The sequence below is a fragment of the Muricauda brasiliensis genome, assembly GCF_003057865.1.
Classification (GTDB): Bacteria; Bacteroidota; Bacteroidia; order Flavobacteriales; family Flavobacteriaceae; genus Flagellimonas; species Flagellimonas chongwuensis.
Genome location: NZ_QBTW01000004.1, coordinates 45175 through 57945 on the forward strand (window position 1 = coordinate 45175; position 12771 = coordinate 57945).

Annotated in this window: 15 protein-coding genes; 9 read left to right on the forward strand and 6 right to left on the reverse strand. The window is 41.7% G+C overall.

What is annotated here, in order from left to right; all coding sequences use genetic code 11:
• Positions 1-2 precede the first annotated feature (2 nt).
• Both rsmH and DCK90_RS03325 read right to left on the reverse strand, forming a co-directional pair.
• Complete coding sequence (gene rsmH / locus DCK90_RS03320) at positions 3-905, reverse strand: 16S rRNA (cytosine(1402)-N(4))-methyltransferase RsmH (RefSeq protein ID WP_108244772.1); 903 nt, start codon at positions 903-905, stop codon at positions 3-5.
• A complete protein-coding gene (locus DCK90_RS03325) occupies positions 898-1353 on the reverse strand; it encodes a division/cell wall cluster transcriptional repressor MraZ (RefSeq protein WP_108244773.1) in 456 nt (151 codons plus the stop codon). The genes rsmH and DCK90_RS03325 overlap by 8 nt, the downstream gene beginning before the upstream one ends.
• A 264-nt stretch (positions 1354-1617) precedes the next feature.
• On the opposite strand from DCK90_RS03325, the gene DCK90_RS03330 reads away from it, so the two are divergent.
• The 4 genes from DCK90_RS03330 (at position 1618) to DCK90_RS03345 (ending at position 4442) form a co-directional block, all read left to right on the forward strand.
• Positions 1618-2382 carry an alpha/beta fold hydrolase gene (locus DCK90_RS03330; protein WP_108244774.1) on the forward strand — a complete coding sequence of 255 codons (765 nt, stop codon included), beginning with the start codon at positions 1618-1620 and terminating at the stop codon, positions 2380-2382.
• A gap of 2 nt (positions 2383-2384) precedes the next feature.
• Complete coding sequence (gene yihA, locus DCK90_RS03335; RefSeq protein ID WP_108244775.1) at positions 2385-2999, forward strand: ribosome biogenesis GTP-binding protein YihA/YsxC; 615 nt, start codon at positions 2385-2387, stop codon at positions 2997-2999.
• Positions 3000-3104: 105 nt separating this feature from the next.
• Entirely contained in the window at positions 3105-3833 is a 729-nt protein-coding gene (locus DCK90_RS03340; RefSeq protein WP_108244776.1) for a pirin family protein, read from the forward strand.
• A 108-nt stretch (positions 3834-3941) separates the two neighbouring features.
• Positions 3942-4442, forward strand: coding sequence for a hypothetical protein (locus DCK90_RS03345; protein ID WP_159075750.1), 501 nt, complete (start codon positions 3942-3944; stop codon positions 4440-4442).
• Between the two features lies 1 nt (position 4443).
• Here DCK90_RS03345 and gldC read toward each other — a convergent pair whose 3' ends face one another.
• Positions 4444-4779: a gliding motility protein GldC gene (gene gldC, locus DCK90_RS03350; protein ID WP_108244778.1), complete on the reverse strand. Its 336-nt coding sequence runs from the start codon at positions 4777-4779 to the stop codon at positions 4444-4446.
• Positions 4780-5769: a gliding motility lipoprotein GldB gene (gene gldB, locus DCK90_RS03355; protein ID WP_199912643.1), complete on the reverse strand. Its 990-nt coding sequence runs from the start codon at positions 5767-5769 to the stop codon at positions 4780-4782. It lies immediately after the preceding gene.
• 66 nt (positions 5770-5835) lie between these two features.
• Here gldB and nadE point away from each other — a divergent pair, with 66 nt between their 5' ends.
• Complete coding sequence (nadE, locus tag DCK90_RS03360; protein ID WP_108244779.1) at positions 5836-6624, forward strand: NAD(+) synthase; 789 nt, start codon at positions 5836-5838, stop codon at positions 6622-6624.
• A 158-nt stretch (positions 6625-6782) separates the two neighbouring features.
• Complete coding sequence (locus DCK90_RS03365) at positions 6783-7412, forward strand: response regulator (protein ID WP_108244780.1); 630 nt, start codon at positions 6783-6785, stop codon at positions 7410-7412.
• A 67-nt stretch (positions 7413-7479) separates the two neighbouring features.
• Here the strand turns inward: DCK90_RS03365 and dnaG are convergent, their stop codons facing one another.
• On the reverse strand, positions 7480-9453 hold the full coding sequence (dnaG, locus tag DCK90_RS03370; protein ID WP_108244781.1) for a DNA primase: 1974 nt from the start codon (positions 9451-9453) through the stop codon (positions 7480-7482).
• Between the two features lie 200 nt (positions 9454-9653).
• On the opposite strand from dnaG, the gene DCK90_RS03375 reads away from it, so the two are divergent.
• A complete protein-coding gene (locus DCK90_RS03375) occupies positions 9654-11432 on the forward strand; it encodes a Xaa-Pro dipeptidyl-peptidase (RefSeq protein WP_234414614.1) in 1779 nt (592 codons plus the stop codon).
• A gap of 37 nt (positions 11433-11469) precedes the next feature.
• A complete protein-coding gene (locus DCK90_RS03380) occupies positions 11470-11781 on the forward strand; it encodes a phosphoribosylpyrophosphate synthetase (RefSeq protein ID WP_108244783.1) in 312 nt (103 codons plus the stop codon).
• Here the strand turns inward: DCK90_RS03380 and DCK90_RS03385 are convergent, their stop codons facing one another.
• Positions 11782-12411 carry a 2OG-Fe(II) oxygenase gene (locus DCK90_RS03385; protein ID WP_234414599.1) on the reverse strand — a complete coding sequence of 210 codons (630 nt, stop codon included), beginning with the start codon at positions 12409-12411 and terminating at the stop codon, positions 11782-11784.
• Positions 12412-12519: 108 nt separating this feature from the next.
• Here DCK90_RS03385 and DCK90_RS03390 point away from each other — a divergent pair, with 108 nt between their 5' ends.
• A complete protein-coding gene (locus tag DCK90_RS03390; RefSeq protein ID WP_108244784.1) occupies positions 12520-12762 on the forward strand; it encodes a zinc-ribbon domain-containing protein in 243 nt (80 codons plus the stop codon).
• Positions 12763-12771: the final 9 nt, after the last annotated feature.

Below are 12771 nucleotides of genomic sequence, written 5' to 3' on the forward strand. Positions count from 1 at the left end.
TTTTATATGCGCTCCGCTATACGAAGCTTTGCACTTCTCGCCCTATTATTGTTCTTTATTTCTTCTGCTGATGGAACAATCAGTCCTCCGACCTTTTTCAAAGGGACATTTATGTTCCCATAAAAATCCTTCTCCGGTTCGCCCTCAAATCTACCTGCACGGATAAAGCGTTTTGCCAATCTATCCTCTAGTGAGTGATAACTGATTACACTCAACCTCCCGCCTTCTACCAAAATCTCAGGAACTTGTTCAAAAAATTCTTTGAGTACTTCAATTTCCTGATTGACCTCAATCCTAATGGCTTGATAAATCTGCGCCAAAATTTTATTCTCCTTCATTTTGGGCAAAAACCTTTTCAATACATTTTTAAGATCGTCTGTTGTTTTGATGGGCTCTTCCAATCTTGCCTCAACCAAGGTCTTGGCCATGGCGTTCGCATTACGCAACTCGCCATATTGAAAAAGAACCGATGCTAAATTTTCTTGGGAATAGGTGTTTACCACCCGATAAGCTGATAATTCGCTTTTTTTATCCATCCGCATATCCAAATCTGCGTTGAACCGAATGGAAAAACCTCGGTTCGCTTCATCGAACTGATGGGAGGAAACCCCAAAATCCGCCAAGATTCCATCAACCTTCCGAATGCCATAGAACTTTAAAAACTGTTTGAGGTAGCGAAAGTTCTGATTGATCAATTGAAACCTTTCATCATCTATTGCGTTTTGAAGCGCATCCTCATCTTGATCAAAAGCGAACAACTTGCCGCCACTACCCAATCTTTTCAAAATTTCTGTGGAGTGCCCGCCACCACCAAAGGTGACATCCACATACACCCCATCATCTTTTATATTCAATCCGTCCACCGATTCCTTCAGCAGTACCGGATTATGATACTCACTACTCATCGTCGTCAAAAATCTCCTCGGCCAGATCGGCATAATCCTTCTCCCCTTCCGCCAAGACTTTCTCGTACAGATCTTTGTTCCAAATCTCGATTTTATCAAAAACCGCGTTCAGAACCACTTCTTTCTCGATTCCGGCAAACTCCACCAAATTTTTAGGGATCTGCAATCTCCCGGAATCACCATCAATACTGACCTCCTTCATTCCCGCTACAAAATTTCTCACGAAAGCATCATACTTTCGGTTGATTTTGCTTTTCTTCATCACTTTCTGCATCAGCACATCGAACTCGGCCTTGGGATACAATTCCAAACATTGCTGGAAAACAGATCGCTTGATTACGAACCCATCCTTGATTACGGGCACCAACTGATTCTTCAAAGAAATGGGCAACAACACCCTTCCCTTGGAGTCCGCTTTGCAATCATGTTGTCCTATGATATGGGTCACTAGAAATCAATTGGTTACTTAATACAACTCAAATATATAGATTTTATTTCCACATTTCTCCACTTAACACCACTTTTGTTGATAAATTCCCCACTTTTGAACCATTTCACCCTTTTTGTATAACAAAAACGACAATCACATCATGAGCGCAATCGGAAATAGTTTTAATCAAATTGGAAAAACTTGTGGACGATAAGTCAAAACCTAAAATCTTTGTGATATGAAATTCCTATATTTGCCCCTCTTACTACCAACTGACTATAGATGGAAGAGCATTTAATCGAGGATGGCAAATACCGATATATAGAAAAGGGAGAAGGAACTCCCATGATCATATTGCACGGTTTGATGGGAGGTTTGAGCAACTTTCAGGGCGTATCCGAATATTTCCCCCCAAAGGGATATCAGGTGCTGATTCCCGAATTGCCGATTTACGATTTGCCTCTTTTGAAAACCACGGTAAAAAACTTCGCCAACTTTCTGGAAGGATTCATTGAGCACAAAGGCTTGAAAGATGTCATCTTGTTAGGAAACTCTCTCGGCGGACACATTGGCCTTTTGCACACCAAAATGTTTCCGGAAATGGTAAGAGCACTTGTAATCACTGGAAGTTCGGGCCTTTACGAAAGTGCCATGGGCGATGGATATCCAAGGCGAGGTGATTACGAATTCATCAAAAAAAAGGCAGAGGACGTATTTTACGACCCAAAAGTAGCCACCAAGGAAATAGTGGACGAAGTTTTTGCTACGGTGAACGATAGAATGAAATTGGTAAAGACGTTGGCCATAGCAAAAAGTGCCATTCGCCATAATATGGCCAAAGATCTGCCTCACATGAACACACCGACTTGCATCATTTGGGGAGAAAACGATACAGTTACCCCACCCAATGTAGCAAAGGAATTTCACGAACTTCTCCCCGACTCCGATTTATACTGGATAGAAAAGTGTGGCCATGCACCGATGATGGAACATCCGAACGATTTTAACCATATCCTCGAAGCTTGGTTGAAAAAACGTAACTTCTAAGCATGAAAATCACCTCGGCAGAATTTGTAATGAGCAACTCCAATGTTGCCAAGTGCCCCAATGAACCATTACCGGAGTATGCTTTTATCGGCAGGTCCAATGTTGGCAAGTCTTCCTTGATCAATATGTTGATGGAACGCAAATCGTTGGCAAAAACCTCTGGAAGACCTGGAAAAACGCAGCTTATTAACCATTTTAAAATCAATAATAATTGGTTTTTGGTGGATTTGCCCGGATATGGATATGCAAGAGTGTCCAAAAAGGACAAAAAAACATTTCAGAAATACATTACCGAGTATTTTCAAAAGCGAAAACAACTAGTATGCGGTTTTGTACTGGTGGACATACGTCATGAGCCTCAACCCGTGGACCTGGAGTTCATGGAATGGCTGGGCAGCAATCAGATTCCGTTTGCGATAATCTTCACGAAGGCGGACAAACTGAAGCCAGCCGTTATCGAAAAGCAAGCCAATGCCTACCTTCAAAAACTACTGGATGGTGCTTGGGAGGAGGCCCCTCCACATTTTACCACTTCATCAACCAACCGTATGGGGCGCGAAGAACTTTTGGAGTTTATTGACGGCATCAACCAAGATTTCTTCAAAAGCAATACTTAGGCATCAGCCCTTTACCACCATCGATCAATTTGGTAAGAAACCAGTGGTTTTTACGACAAAAGAACCAGCTAAAACTCAAGTTTTAATTTAATAAAGATTGATACAATGAAGTCTGTATTACACAAAGCAGCAACCCGTGGCCATGCGGACCATGGCTGGTTGAATTCGCACCATACATTTAGTTTTGCAGGGTATCACGACCCCGAACGAATGCATTTTGGGGTACTCCGCGTACTCAATGATGACCAAGTGGCGGCCGGAAGAGGTTTCGGGACGCATCCCCACGATAATATGGAAATCATCTCCATTCCTTTAGAAGGAGATTTGGAACACAAGGATAGCATGGGGAACACTACCACCATTAAGGAAGGGGATGTGCAGGTGATGAGTGCAGGCACTGGAGTTCAACATAGCGAATACAACAAGAACAGTGATCAAGAGGTGAAGTTTTTACAGATTTGGGTTTTCCCGAACAAACGGAATGTAGAACCCCGATACGATCAAACCTCTATTCGGGAAATCGAAAAGAAGAATGCCTTTTACCAAGTGCTTTCTCCAAGTTCCGAAGATGAAGGCGTATGGATCCATCAAGATGCTTGGTTTCATTTGGGCAAATTCGAAGAAGATAAAACGGATTCCTATCAAATCAAAAAAGAAGGAAATGGCGTGTATGCCTTCGTTTTGGAGGGTGAAGTCGAAATCAATGGACAAAAGCTCGAAAAACGAGATGGATTTGGGATTTGGGACACGAACTCGTTCGATTTTAAATCCAATACAGACAGCAGGGTCTTGCTCATGGAAATCCCTATGAGCTTGGACAACATAGAACGTTAAGCTTACAAATGGAAAAGCCCCATATCGGGGCTTTTTTTATTCTGATTTTTACTTAAAATTATATTCCAAGTGCTTTTTGGGTATTTTAGGTCCATAAATATGACACAAATGGCTCAAAAAACATCGAACCAATTCACTCCCGGAGGATTCATTAAGGTAATGTCCTTTTTACATCTCGGTATCGCAACGACCCCCGTTATATTGGCCATCCTATTTTATTTTAATGCAGAAGACCCAGAGCTCGACACTTCCGACACAAACGATATATTTTTGGCCATCGTTCCGGTGGTAGCCTTGGCAAGCATTTTCTTAGGAGATTTCATCTTCAAAAAAATATTGAGGTCCGTATCCCAAAAGAACGGGCTCAGGGAAAAGTTGACCAAATTTCAAACGGCATCGATTATAAAATATGCCTTGTTGGAGGGAGCCTCACTTTTTAGCATTGTTATTTTTTCGAATACCCAAAACCTCACTTACCTTATTATCGGTGTTGTACTGATTGGCTATTTATATCTACAAAGACCAACCAAGCCAAAAATTGAGAGTGCCCTCGACCTAAAAGGAGCCGAAAAGGCAAAGTTCGACCGTACACACGAACCAGTGGATTGAGCTATTTTTTCAATTCCAGTTTTTCTGCAAAATATTCGCAGAAATCCTTCATGGTAGCTGTCATTTTTTCGTCTTGTGTGGCCTTGTAAAAAGTATCGGCCATGGATACCAAGGTTTGATGAAAAAATACCTTCATCTCATCTACCGGCATATCCTTTGTCCATAAATCAATTTTTAAGGATTCTTGATTTTTGCTGTCCCACACGGATAGCATCATTGCTTTGGCATCTTCTTCCTTAATTCCGCCATCCTGTGCCGACCAGGTCAATTCCTCGGGCACTCGGTTCTCATCCAACCCAACCTTTAAGGTTATTTCCGAAGTGTGTTCTACTGCCATTTATCTTTTTGGTTTGTAATTTGACTGTTTTAAAATTTCATCTGCGGGCGTATCCAGCATTTGTCCAAGTCCTGTATTGGTCTTTTCCATAAAGGCCCTCACAATCTGCCATCCCATATACCTGCCCAAACGACCTGGCGACTCATTGTCCAATTCCAGTCCGAATTTTGTAAAAGGTGCAGGGTCCAAAAACTTTCGGTCCAATCCCGTATCGGTACTATATAATAATTCACGCTCCACAAAATATTTCCACATTTGCTCCTCATTGGCTCGCGCCCACTCTATTTCTTCTTCGGAATATCCTATTTTTTGTGCATCGGATGCAGAGGGAATCAATTTATCCTTTAAATAAAGTTCTTTGCCATAATAGACCATCCTCGACAATAGAGTTCTGTTACGCGGATAGGAAATAACCTTTTTGGCAAAGGCACTGGCGACATCCGATGTCATAAATTTTTTATCGAGGGAAGTAGCAATATACCTTTGCATGCCTTCATAAAAATGATGGTCTTCACCCAAATAATTATCAAGTCCAATCAACAATAAAGAGTCTACCAAAATTATACGGCTTTCGTAACGTACATCAGAGGTCAATGTTACAACGTGGGGTGTTTCGATTGCCGGGAAATAATATTTAACGTGCTTAAAGAGTGATTCCAAATCTGCTGATTCCTGTTGAAAATCCCCAAATTCCTTTGCCACTTCTTCGGAAAGCTCAATTTGAAGGGTGTCTGCTAATTTGGCCGACCAAACACTATCGGGAAACTGTTCCGGAAACAAATAGGGATACTTTGATTTCAATTTGGGAATGTCATCAACGGAAGCATTTGCAAATTCCCTATCGAACCTTGAAATTTTCAAATCCACCGGAATTTTGGCGACCTCCTCTTCGGTTTTATCCGTTTCACCACATGATGAAATCGATAAAATCATAACCAAAATAAAACATCTCAATACGGGAATAGTAAAGTATTTCAACAACCGCTTCATTTTTAAGAACACAGGGATTAAATTTACAGGGCACAAAGGTAATTTATAGAATCTAAATAGTAAGATATGCAAACAGAAAAGGTAATAGACCATATTGTTGATTGGTTAAAAACATATGCCGAAAACGCAAAATGCAAAGGTTTTGTCATTGGCGTGTCAGGCGGAATAGATTCTGCCGTAACCTCTACCTTATGTGCAAAAACTGGATTGGACCTTTTATGTCTGGAAATGCCCATTCACCAAGGCACAAACCAGGTTACACGTGCCGACCGACATATTGATTGGTTGATTGAAAACTACCCAAATGTATCCAGGCAACCGGTCGACCTTACACCCGTATTCGATTCATTGGTAGATGCCTTTCCAAAGGTGGACAAAGAAGAAGACCGATTTATGTCCTTGGCAAATACCCGGGCAAGACTTCGCATGACGACGCTTTACTATTTTGCTGCTTTGGAAGGCTATCTGGTTGCCGGTACAGGAAACAAAGTAGAAGACTTTGGAATCGGGTTCTACACAAAATATGGCGATGGAGGAGTTGACCTTAGTCCAATCGCTGATTTGGTCAAAACCGAGGTTTATGAGCTTGGACGCGTACTTGGAGTAAATCAAGACATTATGGAAGCAGCCCCAACAGATGGCTTATGGGGAGATAGTAGGACCGATGAGGACCAAATCGGAGCATCGTACCCAGAATTGGAATGGGCAATGGAAATGGATGAACAAGGCAAGACATCTGAAGATTTTTCTGATAGGGAAAAGGAAATTTTCATCATATATAAAAGGTATAATACCGCAAACAAGCATAAGATGGTTCCTATACCTATTTGCGAGATTCCAAATGAATTAAAGTAGCGATTCGTCCGAAAAATCCCAGTATAAGACGAAAAAAACCATAGAAAAACTATGGTTTTAAGAAAAAAGTTACAATTTTACATGATTAAATTGTTATCTTGCTCGCTATATACTTTAAGTATTAGCAGCTAACCATTCACTAAATAAACCGTTTCATAATGATTAAAGTATTGATTGCTGACAACCATCCTATTGTTAGGCTTGGTATAAGACAGGTACTTGAAACGAGCTCAGATATTGAAGTCATTGCAGATGTATCTACTACAGAAGAGCTTTTTAAAACACTAAAAGACGTAAATCCAGACGTTGTTATTTTAGAAATGGATATTCCGGAAATCAACGGAATCGCCACCCTAAGAAAAATGAAATTGGAGTTTCCGGACATTAAAACGCTAATGTACAGCGGGCAGTCCGAAGATGTTTACGCCCTTAGTACAATTCGCGCCGGAGCATTTGGATACTTGTCCAAAACTGCTGATTTGGAATACATTATTTCAGCAGTTAAAAAAGTAAGTGAAGGCAATATGTTCATCACCAATGAACTTGCCCAACGCCTTGCTTTTGACGAAGGAACACAAAAGCCACGCAGATTCTTTAGAAAACTTTCTTCCCGAGAGGTCGAAGTACTTAAATTATTGGCAAGCGGCAAAAGAAACAAAGAGGTTGCGGAGGGGCTGAACCTCAATGAAAAAACAGTAAGTACATACAAAGCCCGTCTGATGAAAAAATTGAACGTGGATAATTTAGTGGACTTACTCCAACAGGCAAAAGCCTTGGAACTATATTAGGAATACCCAACCAAACCAACTATTGTGGGAACCCCTTTCAAAATAACCTTGGAAGGGGTTTTATAATTTAGGATAGTACACGGTTCAATTTGGCGTTCAACAATTTGTTGAGCTGAAGATAGTTCATGATTTCCTCCAAAATTTCTGTATGGTCCCCTTGGCTATCCTGGGTCCTTTCCTTTAGTTTTTCGATTCGATTCTTTATCAAATTACAGCGCAACGTTAGAATGGTCTCTCCTACCAATTGCGCTACACCTACCTGTTTTTCCTTTGGGTAGATGTCACGTCGCTCCCAATCATGCAAAACATACTGTTCCTCCTCCATTAAAATGGATGATATTTGTGATACGGTTTCTTGATCCAAATCTGACAAAAAAGTACTGACCGAAAAATCGGAATCTTCGTTCAATCGCTCTATCAACTTATAATATATTGCCTTGAATTGTTCATTGGTGAGTTCAATTTCGTCCTCCTGAAGATCTAAGAACACTTTTTCATATACTTTTGCCTCAGAGACTTCGGGCTCGAGTACCAACTCTCCCTCTTCATTTTCTTTGAGCACCAAATCTTCGAATTCTTGTTTTTGGTTTCCATAAAGTAACAGCACCTCAATAATTTTTCGCTCTAACTCGTACTGCACATCTACCTTCTCGACTACAGCATCATTCTTTACGACTTCAAAGGCTTTTCGCTCCTGCTTTACCTTTTTTGAAACATCTGCTTGCTGTTTCTTATCAATCTGAGCCAACGTATTGTAAAGTACATCTTCGGAAATCTGCATAATCTTTGCACATTCCTGCACATAGATTTCTTGTCGGATACGGTCTGGAATCTTACTGATGCTGTTTACGATATCCCTAACCGTATCTGCACGTTTTATAGGGTCATTGGCAGCCTCTTTGGCCAATAAAGAAGTTTTGAACTGGATAAAATCCATGGCATACTCCTTCAAGTACTCCACCAAATCTTCATAAGTGTTATTCTTGGCAAAGCTGTCCGGGTCCTCCCCTTCTGGAAATGTACAGACCTTTACGTTCATGCCCTGCTCCAAAATAAGGTCGATGCCACGGAGAGATGCCCGTAATCCGGCGGCATCCCCATCAAACAAGACCGTAATATTTTTAGTGAGCCTGTTAATGAGTCTTATCTGCTCCGGCGTCAATGCCGTCCCACTAGATGACACCACGTTTTCCACTCCTCTTTGGCACATCTGGATGACATCTGTGTAACCCTCAACCAGAAAACAGTTATCTTCTTTGGCAATGGCTTGCTTGGCATAGTAAATACCGTACAGCACCTTACTCTTGTGATAGATGTCACTCTCGGGAGAATTCAGATATTTAGCGGCTTTTTTATCATTTGTCAAAATACGACCTCCAAACCCCAATACTCTACCGCTCATGGAATGGATAGGAAACATGACCCTGCCTTTGAACCTATCAAATTTTCTGCTTTCTCCGCCAGCCTGCTCCTTAACAATGGTAAGACCGGTTTTCTCCAGAAACTCCAGCTGGTAGCCTTTATCGAGTGCAGTTGTGGTAAAGGCGTCCCACTCATCCAGGCCATAACCCAAGCCAAACTTTTTGATGGTATCATCCGTAAAGCCGCGCTCTTTAAAATAACTTAGCCCAATGGCCTTGCCAGGTTCAGTATCCCAAAGCGTTTCGGCAAAGTACTTTTGTGCATACTCGGACACTAAATACATACTTTCCCGCTCATTGGCCTGTTCCTTCTGCTCATCCGTTTGCTCGGTCTCCTCTATTTCAATATTATATTTTTTAGCCAAATACTTTATGGCCTCTGGATAGGTAAAATGCTCGTGCTCCATTAAAAAAGCCACCACATTGCCCCCTTTGCCGCTACTGAAATCCTTCCAGATTTGCTTTACAGGGGAAACCATGAAACTGGGGGTGCGCTCATCCGTAAAGGGGCTCAGTCCCTTAAAATTGGAACCCGATTTTTTCAATTGTACAAAATCACCGATGACCTCCTCCAATCGGGCGGTTTCATATACTTGGTCTATGGTGGTTTTTGAAATCAAAGCGTTCCGTTAAAATAGCTGTTAAAGGTAAATAAAAACAAAGTTTTGATGAACCCCAAAAGGAATTCCATCTTTTAGATTTAGTATATTAGGACCGCCTTGCATAACTGGGGTATATTTAATGTAAAATCGATTTTATGATAAATAGCATATCTAAAAGACATTGGGGACTTGCAGCATTTCTTTTGGTATTTTCATTGATGGCACATGGCCAAATGGCAGAAAAAGCAGCTCCAATTATTGAAGATGGTGAAGCTCAAGTGGTGGAAGCCTTCTCCGACCCAAGTAAATGGATACGCCATGATCTTTGGGTAGAGACCACTTTTGATTCTGATGGTGATGGAAAACTGGACCGCATGCACGTAGACGTAACCCGACCCGAACAAACGGAATCAGAAGGTTTAAAACTTCCCGTGATTTATGAATCGAGCCCTTATTATGCAGGTACGGCCGGCTTGGACAAAGGTATTTTTTGGGATGTAAAACACGAACTTGGTGAACCGGGAAAACCTAGAAAGCACCCTGAGGTTACACGCTTGGGCGAGCGGCCCATCATATCCAACTCACAAATTATGACATGGGTTCCAAGAGGCTACATCGTGGTTCATTCCTCTTCTCCAGGCACTGGCCTCTCCGATGGAGCACCAACCGTTGGGGGCGACAACGAATCCTTAGCACCAAAAGCAGTTATCGATTGGCTCAACGGAAGGGCAAAAGGATTTACTGAAAGAGACGGAGACAAAGAAGTAAAAGCGTATTGGTCCACCGGAAAAGTGGGCATGACGGGTACCTCCTACAACGGAACTATACCATTAGCAGCTGCAACCACAGGCGTTGATGGGCTTGAGGCCATTATTCCCATAGCTCCAAACACTTCATACTATCACTATTACCGCTCCAATGGATTGGTTCGTTCACCTGGCGGATACTTGGGCGAAGATATTGATGTACTCTATGATTTTATCCACAGTGGCGATGAATCCAAACGGGCCAGAAACAATGAAGTGGTTCGCGATACGGAGATGAAGAACGGACAGGACCGTATAACTGGGGATTACAACGATTTTTGGGCCGGAAGGGACTATCTGAACGATATGGAACCCATGAAAGCAGCTCTTTTGATGTCGCACGGTTTTAATGACTGGAACGTGATGCCCGAACACAGTTACCGTATTTATAAAAAAGCCAAAGAGATGGGGCTTCCGACCCAAATCTACTACCATCAAAACGGTCATGGGGGACCACCTCCAATTTCTATGATGAACCGATGGTTCACACGCTATTTATTTGATGTGGAAAATGGTGTAGAAAACGACCCAAAGGCATGGATTGTTAGAGAAAATGACAACAAGGACAATCCCACACCGTACTCAGATTATCCAAATCCAGATGCCCAAGATATTACATTGTACTTGCAAAAAGGCGGATTACAATTTGGTGGGCTATCATCCAAAAAATCAAAAAATAAGGGCAAAGAAACCTTGGTGGACGACCATAACGTTTCAGGTGCAGATTTGGCAAATGCCGAATCCTCTCAAAATAGGTTATTGTATGTAACCGCTCCTCTGACAGAAGATGTACATATTTCCGGTGTACCCAAAATCAAAATAAAACTGGCCAGTAGTAAACCTGCGGCCAATCTATCGGTTTGGGTGGTTTCGCTACCATGGTCTGAAGCTTTAAACAGCAAAATAACAGACAACATCATTACCCGTGGATGGGCCGACCCTCAAAACCACAGTTCATTGACAGAAAGTAAACCTTTGGTTCCCGGAAAATTCTACGAAATGGAATTTGAATTAATGCCCGATGATCAAATAATTCCAAAAGGACAGCAAATCGGGCTGATGATTTTTTCCAGTGATAAAGAATTTACCCTTTGGCCAAATCCGGGTACAGAGCTGACCGTGGATTTGGATGGAACTGAACTTATGCTGCCTATCGTTGGTGGAAGTATTGATTTTGTAGAACATGATTGATTGATTCAATTACAACAACACTGAAAATTTAATCATAATGGACAAACATAGTTTTAGCACACTCTCGGAAGTTGTCAATTACTTGACACAAGAAGAGGGCTATAAGGAAGACTTTGAAGCAGATGAGTCCTCCATAAAGGCTCTGTACTCAAAGAAAGAATATAATCCGGATGAATTATTGATAATTGATTCATATCGTTTTGAGGGCATGACAGACCCCGCCGATGAATCCACTGTCTTCGCTATAGAGGCAAAAGATGGCACAAAGGGAACCTTGGTGATTTCCTACGGAGCTTCGACCGCGCAGAATGAAGAACTCATTCGTCAAATTCCTGTTAGAAAGAAATAATCAAACATAGAGCTTGCCCACAGAAGAAGGCTGATACAATAACCAACCGGTAAGGCTGAACCTGCTTTTATGCGCCTCGAGGACGGCATGGGGAACCTCCGCACTTTTGAACATCACACAACGGGCGGCCAAGGGCTCCACTAGAAAACTTGACCCATCTTTTTCAAAAATTTCCAATTCCCCTCCATCACCAGGTTTCCAATCATCGTTTAGATAAATAATCATGGAAATCATGCGGTTGCTTCGATTTTCAAACTGATCCAGATGTTTGTCATAATGTCCTCCGGAAGGGTAATGCGCCAAATGAAACTCATATCCTGACAAACTCAAATAACAGTACCGATTAAATATATGCATCGTTTCATCCAACAATTCCCAGTACGTTTTCAAATGGGCGTCCCGGTTTCTATCCAACCAATACGTAAAATCACCTCGTATCTTCGTATCAATTTGATTTTCCGAATGTGCGCCGATTCCTGCCTCCTTAAAATTGGGGAGCTTACCAAGAAAAAAAGATTTGATCTCGGTATAAAGTTCGTCCCGTAGAAAATTGTCTACGATCACATAATCCTTACTGGAGATGTCATCCATCCAGGACAACCAATCCTCCAAAGCGTGGTAGGCGTTCAATGTTTCAAAAATGTGGGCGAATGTAGTTAATATTTAAAAACGAAAATCATTTTTTTCATTCGCCCTTGAGAAAGCTCTAACTTTGACATAGATTAATATAACTGTTCAATGATACTCTTCTTCGGAACTAAACCAGGAAAAAAAGAAACCAAAGTACTCAACCATGTTTCCTGCTCGCATTGCGGCCAAACTGGAACATTGACCGCAGTTGCCCAACCAAACTATGCACATTTGTTCTGGATTCCGCTGTTCACTATTAACAACATCCGTTATGCGGAATGCTCCCACTGTAAAAAAGTATACTACAAAGAGGAGTTCACCCCTGAAATGGAACGGGCGCTATCGCAATAAAAAAGCGGC